The following is an 18,688-nucleotide window of genomic DNA, read 5'->3' as shown; positions in this document are numbered from 1 at the left end:
CCGCCACCCGCCCCGCCGGCAGGACCGCCCCGTACCCCTGTTCGACCCCAAGGAGCCGTGCCATGACCAAGCAGACCGTCCTCGGCCGCGTCACCCAGCTCGCGAAGGCCAACGTCAACGCCCTGCTCGACCAGGCCGAGGACCCGCGGAAGATGCTGGACCAGCTCATCCGCGATTACACGGACAACATCGCGGAGGCCGAGCAGGCCGTTGCGGCCACCATCGGCAACCTCCGGCTGATGGAGGAGGACCACCGGGAGGACGTGGAGGCGGCGGCCGAGTGGGGCGGCAAGGCGCTGGCGGCCAGCCGGAAGGCCGACGAACTGCGCGGGACCGGGGCGCCGGCGGACGCGGACAAGTTCGACCACCTGGCGAAGGTCGCGCTCGGACGGCAGCTCCAGTCGGAGCGGGAGGCGAAGGCCGCCGAGCCGACGATCGCCGCGCAGACCGAGGTCGTCGGCAAGCTCAGGAGCGGGCTCGACCGGATGAAGGTCCAACTCTCCGAGCTGACGGCCAAGCGCGACGAGTTGGTGGCGCGGGCGACGTCGGCCCAGGCGCAGAACCGGATGATGGACGCGGTGAAGAGCGTCGACGTCCTCGACCCGACGAGCGAGCTGGGCCGCTTCGAGGAGAAGGTACGGCGTGAGGAGGCGAAGGCCCTGGGGAGGCAGGAGCTGGCCGCCTCCTCGCTGGACGCCCAGTTCGAGGAGTTGGACGCCCTGGGCGACAGCGCGGAGGTGGAGGCCCGGCTGGCGGCCCTGAAGGCGGGGTCGTAGGCCGGCCGCGGAGCGGGGCCGCGGGCGTGCCTCCGCGGATCGGTCGCGTCAGTACATGCTCAGCAACTGCTCCACGGAGAGTTCGGCGGCCGGCTCCCCGTCCGGGAGGGCCAGTTCGAACCAGACGGTCTTGCCGCGCGGGGTTCGCCGCGTTCCCCAGGCCGCGCTGAGCAGTCCGACCAGCTGGAGGCCGCGGCCCCCCTCGTCGGTGTCGCGGGCGCGGCGGCGGCGCGGCTGGACGAGACCGGCGTCCCACACCTCGCAGACCAGGGTGCGGTCACGCAGCAGGCGGAGCCGGATCTCGCCCTCGCCGTAGCGCAGGGCGTTGGTGACCAGCTCGCTGACGAGGAGTTCGGTGGTGTCGACCAGGTCGTCGAGGTCCCAGGCGAGGAGCTGGGTGCGGGCCAGGTCGCGGGCGCGCCCCACCGACCGGGGTTCGCGCGGCAGCGTCCAGTCCCCCACCGCCTCGGCGGGGAGCCCCTGGATACGGGCCATCAGGAGCGCGATGTCGTCCTCGCCGTGCTCGGTGTCGAGGGTGGAGAGGACGAAGTCGCAGGCGTCCTCCAACTCCATCTGCGGGCCGGTCAGGACGGACCGCAGCGCCTCCAGCCCTTCGTCCAGCGCCTGGTCCCGGGACTCGACCAGCCCGTCGGTGTACAGGGTGAGCAGGGCGTTCTCGGCCAGCTCGACCTCGACCTCCTCGAACGGCTCCCCGCCGACGCCCAGCGGCATGCCCGGCGGTACGTCGATGAGCCGGGCGGGCTTGCCGGGCTCGACGACGGCCGGCGGCATGTGCCCGGCGTTGGCGATGGTGCACCGCCGGGTGACCGGGTCGTAGACCGCGTACACGCAGGTCGCGAGGTACACCTCGGAGAGGTCGGCCTCGCGGGACTTCTGCGCGGCGCGGGAGGGCCACTGCGCTCCCCCGCTGCCGCCGAGCCCCTCGCTGCGCTCGCCGCCGCCCGGGGAGCCGAGGCCGCGGGCGACCTCGTCCAGGGCGTACAGCACTTCGGCGGGTTCCAGGTCGAGGAGGGCCAGGGTCCGTACGGCGGTGCGCAGTTCGCCCATGGCGACGGCGGCGCGCAGTCCGCGCCCCATGACGTCGCCGACGACGAGGGCGGTGCGGTGGCCCGGCAGCTCGATCACGTCGAACCAGTCGCCGCCGACCTCGGTGGCGGCGTTGCCCGGCAGATAGCGGCAGGCGATGTCGAGCCCGGCGGCCTCGGGGTCGCCCGGGGGCAGCAGGCTGCGCTGGAGGATCAGGGCGCGCTCGTGCTCGCGGCGGTAGAGGCGGGCGTTGTCGATGCAGACGGCCGCGCGGGCGGCCAATTCGGTGGCGAGGCCCCGGTCGCGCTCCCCGAACGGTTCGCTGCCCTTGGTCCGGGAGAACTGGACGAGGCCGACGACGGTGTCGTGGGCGACCATCGGCACGGCGAGCGTCGACTGGACGAAGCCCATCTCGTCGCCGGGGACGTCCTCGGCCCGGCCGGAGCGCAGCGCCATGGCGCAGGGCGAGCCGAACGGGAAGCGGTGGACGGAGCCGAGGGCGGGCGGCAGGTCGTCCGGACCGGGGGCCCCGCTGCCCGCCACTGCGGTGGGCAGCGCGTCGGCGACCGCGCTGGCGTGGGCCACCCGGCGCAGTTCGGCCGAGCCGCCGGCGGACTCGCGGTGCGCGGAGGCCCAGCTGCCGGGCGCGGCCTCCTCGCCGGTGAGGAGCCCCTGGTAGAGGTCGACGGAGGCGAGGTCGCAGAAGCCGGGGACGGCCACGTCGAGCAGTTCGCGGGCGGTGGTCTCCAGGTCCAGGGAGTTGCCGATGCGGGCGCTGGCCTCGTTGAGGAGGGCGAGGTTGCGGCGGGCGCTGGCCGCCTCCCGGGCGGCGATGTGCCGGCGGGTGACGTCGGTGGCGAGTCCGGCGACGCCGACGGGCCGGCCGGCTCCGCTGTGCACCCGGTAGAGGTTCATGGACCAGTGGCGGCGCTCGGCGGTGCGGGGTGCGGGGCCGACGAGTTGGAGGTCGGTGACGGACTCCCCGGTCTCCAGGACGCGCTTCAGGGTGGCGGTCAGCCGGTCGGCCTCGGGGCGCGGCAGGTAGTCCTCCACCGTGCGGCCCCGGTGGTCCTCGGCGGCGCCGCCGAAGACGGTGGCGAAGCGCTGGTTCGCCCGGACGACGGCGAGGTCCGTGCCGAACAGCACGAAACCGAAAGGAGATTGGCCGAATATGGCTTGGGAGGCGGCGAGGTCCGTCTCGATGCGGCGCAGGGCCCGGACGTCCACGACGATACAGAGCGCGGCCCGCTCCCCCCGGCCCGTCAGGCTCGGCATCACGTAGACCTCGGCGAGGCCGTGCGCCCCGCCCTCGCCCGGTATCCGGAACGGGACCAGGCCCGTCCACTCCTTGCCGTCCAGGATCTCGCCGACCCGCCGGTGTCCGCCGGAGCGCAGCTCGGCGGGGAGGAACGCCTCCACCGGGTCACGGCCGATCACCTCGGTCGAGGTCATGCCGAACAGACCGGCGGCCCGGCTGCTCCACTGCTCGATCAGACCGTCCGGCCCGATCGAGAAGGAGGCGACCTTGATGTGGTCGTAGATCGAGCCGGGCGGGCTGCTCTGCCACACGACATCGCCGGCCGTCCCGCCGATATCGCCCGTTGTCCCAGGTATTTCGCTCACGCGACCGTCCCCTCCAGCTCACGCACCGGACCGGTCCTGCCCGCAGTATTCAGCACTACGGCCCCGACCGACACGGCGTTCACGATCACAGCAAGGTCTCAGTCCCTTTCAGCCAGGTTCTTCCCGACCTCGGGTGATCGCTGTGCTTCCCTCCACTCTCCTAACCAGGGAGAGCCAGCTCGAACCACACGGTCTTGCCGGTCTTTCCGCGACGGGTTCCCCAGCGGCGTGCGGAACAGGCCACGAGCTGGAGCCCCCGGCCGCCTTCGTCGTCGGGCCCCGCACGGCGTTCGGTGGGCAGGTCCGGAAGCGGATCGGAGACTTCCACCAGGAGTCCGGGGGCGGCGGGAGGGCGCTCGGCGAGCGGAACGTCGGCGAGCGGGCCACCGCCGCCGACCGGCCCTCCCCCCACCCGGCCGGCTGCGGGCGGGCCGCCCGCGAGCGCGAGGTCTCCGTCGGGGTGCGAGCGGACCAGGCGTACGCCGATGGGGCCGGAGGCGTACCGGAGGGAGTTGGTCACCAGCTCGCTGACCAGCAGGACCGCCAGGTCGCCCACCGCCGCGTCGAGCCCCCAGGAGCAGAGGGTGCCGCGCACGGCGTGCCGGGCGCTGCGCACGGAACCGGGCTCGCCCTCGAAGGTCCACGCGGCGCAGTCGCCTTCGGTATCGATCACGCCGACCACTTCCCAAGGACGACCACGGGCACACCCTGCGCAAATAGGGACTAAAAACCCCATACCCACCATTTACGCCCCGCTACCGCCTCCTACGGCGTTTGATGCGGACGGCCGTACACGCCCGCACCCCGCCCGCACCCCGCCCGCGCTCCCGGCGCCGACCGGGCCGGGGCCGGGGCGGTGCGCCCCGCCGGGCGGCCGGGTCAGAGCAGGGCGCCCGCCGCCTTGAGGTCGTCGAAGAGGAGTCGGTCCACGGGAGGCACGAGGGGCCGGTCCGCGTAGGAGAACCAGGCCGTCTCCTCGATCTCGGCGCTCGCGGCGAGCGTGCCCCGGTAGTCGCCGTAGTAGCAGCTCATCCGTACGACGGCGGCGTCGGGACGGTCGTCCACGGGAGCCTCGTACGTACCGGCGTGGACGACGGTCTCCCGGATCAGGCCGACCGTCAGCTCCTCCTCGACCTCCCGCAGAAGGGTCTCCAGGTCGGTCTCCGCGCCCTCGCGCTTGCCGCCCGGGATGTAGAAGACGCCCTTGCCCCGGGGCCGCGCGCAGAGGATCCTGCCGCCCTCGATCCGTACCCACGCCACCGTGTCGATCAGCATCGACGCCACCTGACCATCACTCCGCCCCGCTCGCCGCGTCCTTGGCGGCTTCCGCGCCGCCGGTCGGGCCGGACCCTACCGCCCGGGCCGTCGGTACACCGCACGCACGGCGGGACGGGCGGCGGTCCCGGCAGGGGTGCGGGCACGGCAAGGACTGCGGGACGGGCGACGGACACGACAAGGGCTGCGGGCACGGCAAGGGCTGCGGGGGCGTACGCGGGTGCGCGCGCATCCTTCTCGCCCCGCGCCCCGCCCCGGGCCCCCGCACCGCGCGCCGGGCTCCGCACGTCCGCCACCCGGGCCTCAGGGCCGGGGCACGCGGGCGTCAGAGCCGGGGCGCGCGGGCGTCAGGGTCGGGGCGTCTGGCCCACGCGCTCCACCCGGTAGACCTGGTGGCGGTGGCGGTCGTCGAGGCCGTCCGCGACCTTCTGCGCCTCCGCCTGCGTGGCGTACCGGCCCACGCGGTAGCGGCCTCCGCCGTCGTCCTGCCGTATCACCAGCCAAGGGAGCACGGCGCCACTGTCGCTCATCGTGCCGCCCCCTCGCATATCGCCCCTCTCCCCACCGGCGTGCACGTCTCTGACCATCCCCAGGAAACCCCAGTGCGCATATGCCCGAGCGTACGCCTGACCTTCACTCAGCGCAGGCGGCTTTGCACAAAGAGAGACACATCCGGCCATCGCGAAAGGGGCGCATCCGCTGAATGCGCCCCTACGCGTACTCCTCGGCCCCGGCCCCTCCCTCACCCGCCCCGGGCGCCGCCACCCTCCGGCAGGTCCCCGCCCGGCCGGGCGGGGCTCACCTGACGGGCAGGTGGTAGGCGACCCGGTACCGGTCGGCCGGCACCACCACGTCGGCCGTCTCCACGGCCCGGCCCGAGGCGTAGTACGTGCGCCCGATGACGATGACCACATGGCCGGGGACGCCGCCGAGCGCCAGGAGCTCCTCCGCCAGCCCCGGGCGCGCGCCGACCTCTTCGGCGACGTTGTCCACGACGACGTCGATCGCGGCCATCCGGTCGACCACTCCGCAGCCGCCCAACGGACCCTCCTCCGGGAGCATCACGGGCGTCCTGCCGGTGACGGCGAGCGGCTCCCAGGAGGTGGAGAGCATGACCGGCTCGCCCGCCTCCCGGAAGACGTAGTGCGTGCGCATCACCCGGTCGCCGGGCTCGATCCCCAGCCGCCCCGCGATCTCGGGACTCGCGCCCTCCTGCTCGCTGCGGGACTCCCAGGTCCCGCGCACCCCCTCGGCAGCCTGCTCCTGCCGGAAGGGGTTGGACCCCTTGTCCGGCCGGTATCCGGAGCGGGCGATCATGCGGGGGACGGGGCGCTCGCGCACGTACGTTCCGGAGCCGGACCGCCCCTCGACCAGCCCCTCCGCCATCAGCACCTTCCGCGCCTCCAGGGCGACGGTGTCCGAGACCCCGTACTCCTCCCGGATGCGGGCCTGCGACGGCAGGCGGGTATGGGGCGGCAGCGCGCCGTTGACGATCTTCTCCCTGAGATCGCTCGCCACGCGCAGATAGGCGGGCTGCTCACCGAAAGTCACAGGCCACTCCCAACAGGTTGACAGTCTGCGACAGCCTGACAACCGTGGGTTGTGCACCGCAAGCATGGGCCAAGGTTTCACTCAATGTGATGACCTTGCGGCGACTCAGGCATAACCCGCACGTGGACGCCAGAGCAGAACCGGCCGACCCTCGCCCCCGGGGCCGCCCCGAACCCGTCCCGAAGTCGACGCCGGGCGGCCCCGGGCCACGGGGGCCGCCCGGAATCTGCCCCGTTCCCCGGGGTCCGACACGGCCGCCGACTCCGACCCCCGCGACCTCTTGACCATTTTTGGTCCAGACCAATACCTTCCTGTGCACAGCACGGCTCCCGTTTTTCCTCCCGCTCTCCTTCCGCTCTGCCTCCCGCACCGGATCACGCACAGGAACGAGCCCCATGCGTCGAAGCAACCTGTCCCGAATGACCGTCGCCGGCGTCTCCCTTGCCCTGTTGGCAGGCGTCGCCCCGGCCGCCGTCGGCCACGACCGCGACAACGGCGGCGACCGCGGCAAGGGCCACCACCGCCCCGCGTACAAGAGCATCGGCTACTTCACCCAATGGGGCGTCTACGGACGCGACTTCCAGGTCAAGGACCTGGACACCAGCGGCGCCGCGGCCAAGCTGACCCACGTCAACTACGCCTTCGGCAACGTGAGCGCCGAGGGGAAGTGCTTCACCGGCAACGTGCCCGGCCAGGCCGACGCCTGGGCGGACTACGCCCGTCCGCTCGACGCCGCGGGATCGGTGGACGGCGTCGCCGACACCGACACCCAGCCGCTCGCGGGCAACTTCAACCAGCTGCGCGAGCTGAAGGCCAAGCACCCCGGCCTCAAGGTCATGATCTCGCTGGGCGGCTGGAGCTGGTCCACCCACTTCTCCGACGCGGTCCGCACCGCGGCCTCCCGCAAGGCGCTCGTCTCCTCCTGCATCGACCTGTACATCAAGGGCAACCTCCCCCAGGACGGGGCGCGCGGCGGCGAGGGCGCGGCGGCCGGCCTCTTCGACGGCATCGACGTCGACTGGGAGTGGCCCGGCTCGGCGGCCAACGAGGGCACGGTCTTCCGACCGGAGGACAAGAAGAACTTCACCGCCCTGATCCACGAGTTCCGCACCCAGCTCGACGCCCACGCGAAGAGCGAGGCGAAGGCCGGGCGGAAGGCGGGCGAGGGGAAGGGGGACGGGCACCACAGGCCGAAGCCCAAGCACTACGACCTGTCGGCGTACGTCCCGGCCAACCCGAAGGCGATCGACGCGGGTTTCGACGTGAAGCGCCTCATGAAGGACTTCGACTTCGTCAACATCCAGGGGTACGACTACCACGTCTCGAGTGAGAAGAAGACGGCCCAGCAGTCGGCCCTGTACGCGCGGAACGACTTCAGCGTCGACCGGACCGTGCGCGACTGGGTGCGGCGCGGCGCGCCCAAGCACAAGATCGTGATGGGCATGCCGACCTACGGCCAGGGCTGGACCGGGGTGAGCGGCGGCGGCACGGGCATGGGACAGCCGGCGACGGGCCCGGCCCCGGCCACCTGGGCGGCGGGCTACGAGGACTACAAGGTCCTGAAGAAGCTGGCCGCTTCGGGGGCGTACACGGTCCACCGGGACGCGAAGAACGGCCACGCCTGGCTGTTCGACGGCACCACGCTGTGGACGTACGACGACCCGCAGGTGCTGCGCACGAAGGCGGCGTACATCCGGGACAAGGGCCTCGGCGGGGCGATGTTCTGGTCGCTGGACGGGGACACCGAGAACGGTGAGCTGATCACCGCGGTCGACCGCGGGCTCAACCGCCGCTGACCGGGCGGCGGTTGAGCCGGAGGGGCCGGGGCGGTCGCATGACGCGACCGCCCCGGCCCTTCTCGCGGGGTTCGGTGGTTCACCGCCGGGGCGGGATCAGAACTGGAGCGCCCAGCTGTTGATCCGGCCCGTGTCGGCGCTCGCGTTGTCGCTGACCCGGAGCTTCCAGGTGCCGTTGGCGACGACGGAGGAGGCGTTGACGGTGTACGTGGTGACCACGTTGTCGCTGCTGCCGCCGGAGCCGTACGCCTTCAGGTTGAAGACGGTGCCGTTCGGGGCGACCAGGTCGATCTTCAGGTCGCCGATGTAGGTGTGGGAGATGTTGACCGGGACGCTCAGCGCGGCCGGGGCGTTGCCGGTGATGCCGGAGACGGTGATCGGGGACTCGACGGTGGCGTTGTCGTTGATCGCGTACCCGGTGGTGTTCTCGAACTTCTTGCCCGGCGGGTTGGTGCTGCCCGCGCCGACGTACAGCAGGCGGTTGGGCGAGCCGGTGCCCGGGTTGGTGACCACGTTCGGGGTGGCGGCCGCGACGAGTCCGGCGGAGACCTGGGCGGGGGTCGAGCCCGGGTTGTCGGCGAGGTAGATCGCGGCGGCGCCGGCCACGTGCGGGCTGGCCATCGACGTACCGGAGATGGTGTTCGTCGCGCTGTCGCTCGTGCTCCACGTCGAGGTGATCGAGGAGCCGGGCGCGAAGATGTCCACGACCGCGCCGTAGTTGGAGAAGCTGGAGCGGGCGTCGGTGTTGGTCGTCGAGCCGACCGTGATGGCCTCGGCGACGCGCGCCGGGGACTTGGTGTTGGCGTTGGTCGACTCGTTGCCCGCCGCGACGGCGTAGGTGATGCCGGCGGCGATGGACCGCTGCACGGCCGCGTCGAGGACCGCGTCCGCGCCGCCGCCGAGGCTCATGTTGGCGACGGCGGGCTTCACGGCGTTGGCCGTCACCCAGTCGATGCCGGCGACGACCTGGGCGGTGGTGCCGGAGCCCTGGTTGTTCAGGACCCGGACGCCGACGATCTTCGCCTTCTTGGCGACGCCGTGGGCGGTGCCCGCGACGGTGCCCGCCACGTGCGTGCCGTGGCCGTGGCCGTCCTGGGCGACGTTGTCGTTGTCGATGGCGTCGTAGCCGTTGAAGGCCCGGCCGCCGAAGTCGCTGTGGCTGATGCGCACCCCGGTGTCGATGACGTACGCGGTGACGCCCTCACCGGCCTTGTCGGGGTAGGTGTAGCGCTGGTCCAGCGGGAGGCCCCGCTGGTCGATCCGGTCCAGTCCCCAGGAGGGCGGGTTGGTCTGGGTGGCGGAGACCGTGAAGGTACGGTTCTGCGAGACGGACGCGACGGCCGGGTCGGCGGCGAACTTCCTCGCCTCCGCCTCCGACGCCTCGACCGCGTAGCCGTTGAGGGCCGCGCGGTAGGTGCGCTCGATGCTCGCGCCGTACTTCTTCGCGAGGGCCCTGCCCTGGGCGGAGTCCGACTTCGCGGCCGAGTCCTTCAGCGTGACGATGTAGCTGTCGCTGATGGTGCCCGGTGCGTCCGCGTTCAGGATCACGCCTTCGGGGGCGCGCTCGGCCGCGGTCGCCGGGAGGGCGGCGGTGGCGAGCGCGACGGCGGCTGCGGTGGCTATGACGGTCGCCGCGGCGAGTCTTCGACGGGCCTGGGGGGTGTGACGCGTCACTGACATCTGAGGGGTCCTCCTCGTCGGCGGTGCTCTGGTGGGGGGTGGTGCGGTGGTACGGGGGCAGTGCGGTGGCGCCGGAGCCGCAGGACCGAAACTCTGCATGGGCATGACAAATCATCCCTTGCAGCGCACGGTGTACCGCATCGTCCGGGGAGCGGCCTGCCCTGCTGCCAGCGAAAGATTGACCGATCCATGGCGAACTCACAAGAGCGCCTTGAGACGCTCCATACGCACGCCATTCACCTGCCATATGCCTGACATGCTGGCCGACATGACGAGCTATCGGTGTCCGAGGGACGGGACGCGGTCCGGTATCACGGCGCTGACCTGGTGCTGTCCGGTCTGCCGGGGCCCGTGGGACCTCGACTTCGCCCCCGCGCGGGGCGTCGGAGTGGACGCGCTTTCCGGGCGGGCCGATTCCTTGTGGCGTTACAAGGAATTCCTCCCGCTCAACACCCCGGCGATCTCCCTGGGCGAGGGGCGCACCCCGCTCGTCCCCCTCACGGACGCCGTCTCGGCCAAGCTCGACTTCCTCATGCCGACGCTCTCCTTCAAGGACCGCGGCGCGGTGGTGCTCGTGGAGCTGGCCCGGCGGCTGGCGCCGGACCGGGTCGTGGCGGACAGCTCCGGCAACGCGGGCGCGTCCGTCGCCGCGTACTGCGCGCGGGCCGGACTCCCGTGCACGGTGTACGTCCCCGAGGGCACGCCGGCCGGGAAGACCGAGCGGATCCGGGCCCACGGCGCGCGCCCGGTCGCGGTCCCGGGCGGGCGGGAGGCGACCGCGTCGGCGGCCCGCGCCGCGGCGGACGGGCCGGGGGTCTTCTACGCCTCGCACGTCTTCAACCCGTACTTCCTGCACGGCACGAAGACGTACGTGTACGAGCTGTGGGAGGAGCTGGGCGGACGGCTCCCGGACACGCTGGTGCTCCCGGTGGGCAACGGCACGCTGCTGCTGGGCGCGGCCCTGGCCGTCGCCGAACTGCGCGCGCTGGGGCTGATCACGGCCCGTCCCCGGCTGGTCGCGGTCCAGGCGGAGGCGGTCTCCCCGCTGGCCGCAGCCTTCCGGGCGGGGGCGGAGGACCTGCTCCCGGAAGACGTGCCGGGCGCGGAGGACCTGCTTCCGGAAGACGTGCCGGGCACGGACTCAGGGGCGGAGGGGCTGCTTGCCGGAGACGCGTCGGGCGCGGAGGGGCTGCTTCCGGCCTCTCCCGGGGCGGCGGTCCCGGACGGCTCGGGCACCGTGCCCGCCGCCGGTACCGCCCCCACTCTCGCGGAGGGCATCGCGATCCCCCGGCCGCCCCGCGCCCGCCAGATCCTGGCGGCGGTACGCACCTCGGGCGGTGCCTTCCTGACGGTGTCGGAGGACGCCATCCGCGCCGCCCGGCAGGACCTGGCGGCACGCGGCCTCTTCGTCGAGCCGACCGGGGCGGTCTGCTGGGCGGCGGTACGGGAAGGGGGCGACGCGCTCCGGGGGAAAGTGGTGGTGCCGCTGTGCGGGGCGGGGACGCAGGCGGGGACGGCCGCCGGGTAGGACGCCGAAGGACCGGCGGCGCGATACGCCCGACGTGCGCCGCCCCGGGGCGGGACCTGCTCCATCCGGCGGCCAGGCGGCCCCCGGCGCGGGGCGGGTACGGGCGGCCCTGCGCGCCGTGGCGGCCTACCGTGCGGTCCCCTCCCTACCGTCGTCCCGTGAGCCTTCCGCGCATCTCCGTCCTCGCCCTCGCCACCGTGGTCTCGGCGGCCCTGATCGCCCCGCCGCCGCCCGCCGCCCGGGCCACCGGCTCCCCGGCCGCCGCCCCGGCTCCCCCCGCCTGCGGGGACGCCTCCGATCCGGCCTGGGCGCGGGCGTCCACCCGCTTCGGGGAGGCCGACGGCTACGACCCGTACGTCGGGAACGGCTACCTGGGCCACCGGGTCCCCGCCACCGGCGCGGGCTACGCGGCCACCGGCGAGAAGACCGGCTGGCCGCTCTACACCCCGCGCTACGACGGCGCGTTCGTCTCCGGCCTCTACGCCCGCGACCGGGCCGTCTCCGAGGGCCGCGAGGTGATCGCCGCGCTGCCGAGCTGGACCAACATCGACGTGGGCGTGGGCGAGGAGACCCTCGGTCCGGACACCCCGGCGGACCGGATCTCGCACTACCGGCAGACGGTCTTCCTCTCCTGCGGCCTCGTGCGGACCTCGCTGCGGTGGACGACGGCGGACGGCCGGGCCACCGACCTCGTGTACGACGTGCTGGCCGACCGATCCGACGTCCACACCGGCGCCGTGCGCCTGCGGATGACCCCGCGCTGGAGCGGTACCACGACCGTCACCGGCCGGTTCGACGAGCGGGGCGCACGCCGGATCACGCTGCGCGGGGACGGCACGTTCCGCACGCTCGGCACGGGGATCGAGGGGGCCGTCGCGCAGACGATGCGGAGCGGCTCGGGCGTGGTCGAGACCCTGCGGACCGGCGCGTCGCGGCACGTGGCCCCGGTCCGCGCGGGGCGGACGTACACCTTCGAGAAGTACGTCGGCGTCGACACCGCCCTCACCTCCCGCGCCCCCTCCGAGGACGCCCGCGAGGCCGCGCACCGGGCGGCGCGGCGCGGCTGGGGCCGGGTCTTCGCGGCGAACGAGGCGGCCTGGCGCGACGCCTGGTCCGCCGACGTGCTGGTCCCCGGCGACCGCGCGTTGCAGCGGTGGCTGCGCTCCACCCAGTACGGGCTGCTGGCGAACGTCCGGCGCGGCTCCGCCGACAGCATCGCCCCGGCCGGGCTGACCAGCGACAACTACGCGGGGATGGTCTTCTGGGACGCGGAGACGTGGATGTTCCCGGGGCTGCTCGCCACCCGCCCGGAACTGGCGCGTCCGGTCGTCGAGTACCGCTACCGCACCCGGCACGCGGCCCGCGCGAACGCCGAGAAGCTGGGTTACGACGGCCTGTTCTACCCGTGGACCAGCGCGAGCCGGGGCCGTCTGGACTCCGAGTGCCAGAGCTGGGACCCGCCGCACTGCCTGACGCAGAACCACCTCCAGGGAGACGTGTCGCTCGCGGTCTGGCAGTACTACCTGGCCACCGGCGACCGCGACTGGCTGTCGGCGAGGGGCTGGCCGCTGCTGAAGGGCATCGCGGACTTCTGGCGCTCCCGCGCCACGGCGAACGCGGACGGCAGCTACTCCGTCCGGAACGTGGCGGGCCCGGACGAGTACAGCAACGGCGTCGACGACGGCGTCTTCACCAACGCGGTCGCCGCCACCGCGCTGCGCAACGCGACCCGCGCCGCCCGCCTCCTCGGCCACCGCCCGCCCGCCGCCTGGAACCGGGTGGCGGCCGGTCTCCGTATCCCGTACGACGCGGAGCGGAAGGTCTTCCTCCAGTACGCCGGGTACAACGGCTCCACGATCAAGCAGGCGGACGCGGTCCTGCTGGCCTACCCGCTGGAGTGGCCGATGGAGCCGGGTGCGGCGGCGGCCACCCTGGACCACTACGCGGCCCGCACCGACCCGGACGGCCCGGCGATGACGGACTCCGTGCACGCGATCGTCGCGGCGGCGACCGGAGAACCGGGCTGCTCGGCGTACACGTACCTCCAGCGGGCGGTACGCCCCTTCATGCGGGGCCCGTACGACCTGTTCTCCGAGGCGCGCGGCGAGAAGGCGGGGGCGGAGGACCCGCTGTCGGGCTTCCCGGCCGACGACTTCCTGACCGGGAAGGGCGGCTTCCTCCAGGTGTTCACGCACGGCCTGACCGGCCTGCGGCTGCGCGAGGACGGCGTCCGCCTGGCCCCCACGCTGCCGCCCCAGCTGCGCGAGGGCGTCGCGCTGAAGGGCCTGCGGTTCCGGGACGCGACGTACGACGTCGGGATCGGGCCCCGGACGACCACGGTCCGCCTGGCCTCGGGCACCCCGTTCACGGTCCACACGGCCGAGGGTCCGCGCCGGCTGACCACCACGCTGACCCTGCCGACCCGCCGCCCCGACCTGGTCCCGACGGCCGACGCGGCGCGCTGCCGCCCGGTGACGGCGACCTCCCAGGCGCCGGGGCTGTACGCGGAGGCGGCGGTGGACGGCAGCCCGGCGACGTCCTGGTCCCCGGACGGCGCGGAGGGTTCCCTGACGGTGGACGTGGGCCCGCGCCCGGCACGGATCACGGCGGTGACGCCGCGCTGGAGCGACGTACCGCCGGCGTCCCACACGGTGGAGACCTCCGTCGACGGCCGCTTCTGGCGCCCCTTCCTGGCGGGTGACACAGCCAGGAAGGTCCGGGTGAGAGTCGGCTCGGAGGACCCGGAGAAGCCGGCGGGCCTGGCGGAGCTGCGGGTGGAGGCGGACGCCCGGTAGCGGGGACCGCCGCCTCGGCTCCGGGGCTCGCCCCCCGAGGCCCGGCTCGTGGGAGTCAGCTCTGGGGGCTCAGCTCTTGGGGCAGGGCGGCACCCGGTCGCTCTTGCGGGCGCGGGCGTACTCCGGGCCGGTCTGCTCGTACCAGGTGCCCACCGGCCGGGAGGCCGGGGACACGCAGTCGAGGCCGGGAAAGTAGACCTTCCGGTACGCGGACGCGTCGGGCAGGCGCGCGGTCAGCTCGAAGGGCTTTCCCCCGGGCCCGCTGATCGTGGTCTCCGCCGTGCTGCCGCCGACTTCGTAGTGCACGCGGTACCGCCAGCGGCAGTAGCCGGTCTCGGAGGTCGCGTGGACGATGAACGCCTCGGTCTCGTTCGGGTTCAACGTGATGTGCTTGGCCTGGGGCCCGGTGAAGAACGGCTTGGCGTCCTTGCCGCCCTTGCCGTCCTTGCCGTAGGTCTTGAGGCGGGGGCGGGGGGCGTCCACCTCCAGTTCCAGGGGGATGACGTCCGTGACGCCCTGGGACGGGAAGTGCGCCAGGCTGCCGCCGAGCGGCTTCTCGCACGCCCCTCCCTCCAGTACGGGCACGATGTCGGTGATGCGGACCTGCTGGGAGGCCCTGCCCTGCACGGTGATCATCCAGTCGGCCTCCCCCGCGTCGACGACGGTGCGGCCCTCCCGCCAGGGCCCGCCCGACGAGATCGCTTCGAGGAGCTTCCCGTCCTCGGCGCCCCCGCCGTCGCGCACCACGTAGTACCCGATGTCCTTGACGTCCTTGACGTCGACGACGTCGACGGCGTTCTGCGGTGAGAGCCGGTCCGGCACCCGGTCCAACGGAAGGATCGCCTTCACCGTCGCGGTCAGGACGTCCTGGAACGTCATGGTCGCCACGGCCAGCAGGATGCCCAGCAGCCAGGCGGTCGGGCTTTTCACGAACCGCAGCCGGCCCCCGGCCTCCGTCTCCTCTTCCGCCTCGGGGCGCGCTGGGCGCGACCCGCTCCCCCGGCGTACGCTCGCCCGGGTCAGCGCACCCGTCCTGCGGGCCCCGGCCCCCCGTCGGTTATTCGCCATGGGCCGACTGCTCCTCGCACTCGCGGACCGGTTGTTCCTCGCTCTGACGGCTCAGCTGTTCCTCACCCTGGCGGCCCGGTTGTTCCTCACCCCGGCGGTCCGGCTGTCCCCCGTCCTGACGGCCCGAGCGCATCATGTCCCGACGGCCCGAGCGCATCGCGTCCTGACGGCCCGGCTGCGTCTCGTCCGCGTGATCCGGCCGCTTCTCGTACGCGTCGGGGGGCGGGGCCGCGGGGGCCGCCCGGCGCCTCATCAGCAGAACCGCGGCCAGGCACGCGAGCCCGGTCGCCCACCCCCAGGCCGCGCCGAACCGGACGGCGTCGCCGAGCGCCACGCCCAGGTGGTCGGTGACCGCCGTACCGCTCTCTCTGCGCGGCGCGAACCAACGGAGCAGCCGGCCGTCCACGAAGGCGGCGACGGCGGCGGCCAGCAGCGTCGCGTACCACCCCTTCATGACGAGCCCGAGGTACGCGGCGGGCCCGGCCGGGGCGAAGGCGGGGGTCGCGCCGGACTCCGCCGGGGGCCTCCGCACGAGCCCCGCCGAGCGCGTGGCCACCGAGCGGAGCACCAGCGCCAGGACCCCGAGAAAGACGGCGCAGACCACGAGGGTGACGGTCCAGCCGACGGTCATCTCGGTCCGGAGCGGGCGCAGGCGCAGCGCCGGGTAGAGGACGCCGCTCCACTCGGCGACGAGGGGCGGCGGGGTGTAGGAGTTCCACAGGTCCGGGTCGAAGGTGACCGACACGTCCGGGGAACCCGGGGCCCCCTGGGACAGGTACCGCACCCTGACATGGCGAAGGACCGGCCCTCCGGCCACGGCCAGCAGCACGGCCGGAATGAGCCCGGCACAGACCAGGTGCCGCCGCTCGCGGGCGGTGACGGCCGGCGGTACGGCCTCCGCGGGGCCCTCCCGGCTCTCCCGGGCCTCCTGCGTGTTCTCAGCTCCCGCCTGGACCTCTTCGCGGCCTCCGTGGGCCCCCTCGGGGCCGCCCTCGCGGCTCTCGGCGCCCTCCATGGTTCCGAAGTGGGCCCGCAGAGGCGGCAGAGCGCGGTACCTCCACACCAGGAACCAGGGGATCAACGGCACCCACAGGGTGAGCAGCGCGAACTGCGCCGCCGCTGCGGGCACTTCACCGAGCTGGGCCCGCACGACCCATTCACCGTACGAGGGGAGGGCAGAGGCGGCGCCCGGGTCCAGAGCGGGGGTGATCAGCGTGGCCGCACCCGAGGCGAGCAGCAAGGCTCCGCCGAGGGCGAGGACGGCCCTGACCCTCGGCCTGACGGCCGCGCTCCCGCGGAACACGCCGTACATGAGGAGTCCGCCCACCACCAGGAAGACGAGCTGCGGCACCCACCCCACGGCGTGCTCCGGGTCGCGCACCGCGAACCCGTCGAAGGAGAGTCCGAGCAGCCGGACTTCTCCCACGGCCGTGCCGGCCGGAAGGAAACCGGAGACCCACTCCTTCAACGGTTCGAACAGGAACAGGATGATGGCCTGGTTCCACACCCCGTAGACGGCCAGCGCCACGGACAGGCGGCGATTCACGTTGTCTTCCCCCGAGTCGCCCGCGCCCTCATGTGAACTGCGGCCGTAAGTCTGCCGTACGGGCGCGGCGGTACCAAGGACTTTACGGGGACGGAACCGAGCCGGGAGCACCGACGAGGGGCCCCCGGGGCGGAACACGGGGGATCACGCAGCCCGGGGCCGGGAGAGGCGGAAAGCGGAGGGCCCCGCCCCCGTCAACCTCCGGCCGTACCCCGCCGGCCCGTCAACCTCCGGCCGTACCCCGCCGGCCCGTCAGCCTCCAGCCGTACCCCGCCGTCCCGGCGGCCGGGTCTCACCGGCGGCCTCCGCCTCCGCCTTCGCGTCGCTCACCGCGACGGCTGCCTGTTTGGCGGCCTCGTCGGCCGCGGCGACGGCGTCCAGGGCGAGCGTGGAGTTCGGCTGGATCTCCGGGGCGTCCACGTGGTCCTTGTCCTCGCCGTCGGAGGCGGGGTCATCCGCGTCCTCGCGCCGGGTGGCCGCCGGCGGTCCCGTACCGGTCGCCCGGTCGCCGAAGGCATGGGTGACGGTACGGATCGCCTCGGTCAGCTCGCCGGGGATCACCCAGAAGGTGTTGTTGTCGCTCTGGGCGAGGTGCGGGAGGGTCTCCAAGTACTTGTAGGCGAGGACCTTCGCGTCGGCGTTGTTGCGGTGGACGGACTGGAAGACCAGTTCCACGGCCTTGGACTCGCCGTCCGCGCGCAGAATCATCGCCTGCTGGGTGCCCTGGGCCTCCAGGATGTCCTTCTGCTGGGTGCCTTCGGCGGTGAGGATCTTGGCCTGCCGCTCGCCCTCGGCGTGCAGGATGGCGGCGCGCTTGTCGCGCTCGGCCCGCATCTGCTTCTCCATCGCCTCCTTGATGGTGTTCGGCGGGTCGATGGCCTTGATCTCGACGCGGTTGACGCGGATGCCCCACTTGCCGGTGGCGTCGTCGAGGACGGCGCGGAGCCGGGCGTTGATCTCCTCGCGAGAGGTGAGCGTGCCCTCCAGGTCCATGGAGCCGATGACGTTGCGGAGGGTGGTCACGGTGAGTTGGTCGATGGCCTGCAGATAGTCGGCGACCTCGTAGGCGGCCGCCCGCGGGTCGGTGATCTGGTAGTAGAGGACGGTGTCGATGTTGACCACGAGGTTGTCCTCGGTGATCACCGGTTTGGGGTCGGAGGAGTACACCTGCTCGCGTACGTCGAGCTTGGTGTTGATCCGGTCCGCCACCGGCAGGACGAAGTTCAGGCCGGGTTGCAGCGTGCGGCGGTAGCGGCCGAACCGCTCGATGTTGTAGCGGCGCGCCTGCGGGACGATGCGGACGGTGGCGGCCACGAGAAAGACGACGACGATCGCCGCCACGAGGATCGGGATGACGACCGGATCCATATCTCCTCACTTTCCTTCTTCCTTCGGCTTTCCTTCTTCCTTCGCTGCGAGCGCTCCGTACACCGCAGGTGACAGACGGTCGGTCCATGACGTTCGGGCGGCCGGTTCGAACTGCCGGTTCAGGCGGCGGGTTCGTGTGGTCAGGGGAGCAGTTCGCGGGGGTACACCACAGCGGTCGCGCCGTCGATCTCCATGACGTCCACCAGGGCGCCCACGGGGATCACCTGGCTCTCGTCGAAGGCGCGGGCGGACCATTCCTCGCCGGAGAGCTTGATCAGTCCGTGGGACGCGGTGACCTCCTGCACCACTTCGGCCCGCTTGCCGATCAGGGCGTCGCTGCCCTCGACGGTCAGGGGCGCCTGGGCCATCTGCCGCAGGGCGACGGGCCGGACCAGGGCGAGCCCCGCCACCGCCGTCAGCCCGAGCGCCACGAGCTGCCCGAACAGTCCGACGCCGACTCCGGCCACCACGGCAGCCACCAGCGCCGCACCGGCCAGCAGCCCGAAGACCAGCGTGAGGGTGAAGAACTCCGCAGCCCCGAGCGCCGCGGCGGTGAGCAACCAGGCGAACCACGGCATTGCATCAGCCTCCCCAGAGGGATCTATACCGTTTTGTACCCTTTGGTCGCGAGTCGA

14 protein-coding genes are annotated in these 18,688 nt (G+C 73.1%); 4 read left to right on the top strand and 10 right to left on the bottom strand.

Annotated elements, in window-relative coordinates:
• The first annotated feature begins 62 nt into the window (after window positions 1–62).
• Window positions 63–776, top strand: a complete 714-nt coding sequence (locus ACH4K1_RS03925; protein WP_398086271.1) for a PspA/IM30 family protein — start codon at window positions 63–65, stop codon at window positions 774–776.
• 48 nt (window positions 777–824) lie between these two features.
• Here the strand turns inward: ACH4K1_RS03925 and ACH4K1_RS03920 are convergent, their stop codons facing one another.
• The 5 genes from ACH4K1_RS03920 to ACH4K1_RS03900 form a co-directional block, all read right to left on the bottom strand.
• Entirely contained in the window at window positions 825–3,392 is a 2,568-nt protein-coding gene (locus ACH4K1_RS03920; RefSeq protein ID WP_398086600.1) for a SpoIIE family protein phosphatase, read from the bottom strand.
• A 214-nt stretch (window positions 3,393–3,606) separates the two neighbouring features.
• Window positions 3,607–4,128, bottom strand: a complete 522-nt coding sequence (locus tag ACH4K1_RS03915; RefSeq protein WP_398086268.1) for an ATP-binding protein — start codon at window positions 4,126–4,128, stop codon at window positions 3,607–3,609.
• Window positions 4,129–4,325: 197 nt separating this feature from the next.
• A complete protein-coding gene (locus ACH4K1_RS03910) occupies window positions 4,326–4,730 on the bottom strand; it encodes an NUDIX domain-containing protein (protein ID WP_398086266.1) in 405 nt (134 codons plus the stop codon).
• 338 nt (window positions 4,731–5,068) lie between these two features.
• On the bottom strand, window positions 5,069–5,269 hold the full coding sequence (locus ACH4K1_RS03905; protein WP_073765605.1) for a hypothetical protein: 201 nt from the start codon (window positions 5,267–5,269) through the stop codon (window positions 5,069–5,071).
• Between the two features lie 250 nt (window positions 5,270–5,519).
• Window positions 5,520–6,272 carry a GntR family transcriptional regulator gene (locus tag ACH4K1_RS03900; protein WP_398086264.1) on the bottom strand — a complete coding sequence of 251 codons (753 nt, stop codon included), beginning with the start codon at window positions 6,270–6,272 and terminating at the stop codon, window positions 5,520–5,522.
• A gap of 395 nt (window positions 6,273–6,667) precedes the next feature.
• Between ACH4K1_RS03900 and ACH4K1_RS03895 the strand changes: the two genes are divergently transcribed.
• Entirely contained in the window at window positions 6,668–8,068 is a 1,401-nt protein-coding gene (locus ACH4K1_RS03895) for a glycoside hydrolase family 18 protein (RefSeq protein WP_398086261.1), read from the top strand.
• Between the two features lie 96 nt (window positions 8,069–8,164).
• Here the strand turns inward: ACH4K1_RS03895 and ACH4K1_RS03890 are convergent, their stop codons facing one another.
• Complete coding sequence (locus ACH4K1_RS03890) at window positions 8,165–9,748, bottom strand: S8 family peptidase (protein WP_398086259.1); 1,584 nt, start codon at window positions 9,746–9,748, stop codon at window positions 8,165–8,167.
• Between the two features lie 268 nt (window positions 9,749–10,016).
• On the opposite strand from ACH4K1_RS03890, the gene ACH4K1_RS03885 reads away from it, so the two are divergent.
• The gene (locus ACH4K1_RS03885; RefSeq protein WP_398086257.1) at window positions 10,017–11,276 is read left to right on the top strand and encodes a threonine synthase; all 1,260 of its coding nucleotides are present in this window, start codon (window positions 10,017–10,019) and stop codon (window positions 11,274–11,276) included.
• 158 nt (window positions 11,277–11,434) lie between these two features.
• Complete coding sequence (locus ACH4K1_RS03880; RefSeq protein WP_398086255.1) at window positions 11,435–14,071, top strand: glycosyl hydrolase family 65 protein; 2,637 nt, start codon at window positions 11,435–11,437, stop codon at window positions 14,069–14,071.
• Window positions 14,072–14,140: 69 nt separating this feature from the next.
• Here the strand turns inward: ACH4K1_RS03880 and ACH4K1_RS03875 are convergent, their stop codons facing one another.
• From ACH4K1_RS03875 to ACH4K1_RS03860, 4 genes are all read right to left on the bottom strand, one after another.
• Entirely contained in the window at window positions 14,141–15,001 is an 861-nt protein-coding gene (locus ACH4K1_RS03875) for a hypothetical protein (protein ID WP_398086252.1), read from the bottom strand.
• A gap of 127 nt (window positions 15,002–15,128) precedes the next feature.
• Complete coding sequence (locus ACH4K1_RS03870) at window positions 15,129–16,685, bottom strand: hypothetical protein (protein ID WP_398086249.1); 1,557 nt, start codon at window positions 16,683–16,685, stop codon at window positions 15,129–15,131.
• Window positions 16,686–16,937: 252 nt separating this feature from the next.
• Window positions 16,938–18,053, bottom strand: a complete 1,116-nt coding sequence (locus tag ACH4K1_RS03865) for an SPFH domain-containing protein (protein WP_398086246.1) — start codon at window positions 18,051–18,053, stop codon at window positions 16,938–16,940.
• A 140-nt stretch (window positions 18,054–18,193) separates the two neighbouring features.
• The gene (locus tag ACH4K1_RS03860; RefSeq protein ID WP_398086243.1) at window positions 18,194–18,631 is read right to left on the bottom strand and encodes an NfeD family protein; all 438 of its coding nucleotides are present in this window, start codon (window positions 18,629–18,631) and stop codon (window positions 18,194–18,196) included.
• Window positions 18,632–18,688 lie beyond the last annotated feature (57 nt).

It is taken from the genome of Streptomyces sp. NPDC017448 (assembly GCF_044330565.1).
Lineage (GTDB): Bacteria > Actinomycetota > Actinomycetes > Streptomycetales > Streptomycetaceae > Streptomyces.
The sequence above is the reverse complement of the archived record's forward strand: the minus strand, read 5'-3'. Positions and strand labels throughout refer to the sequence as shown.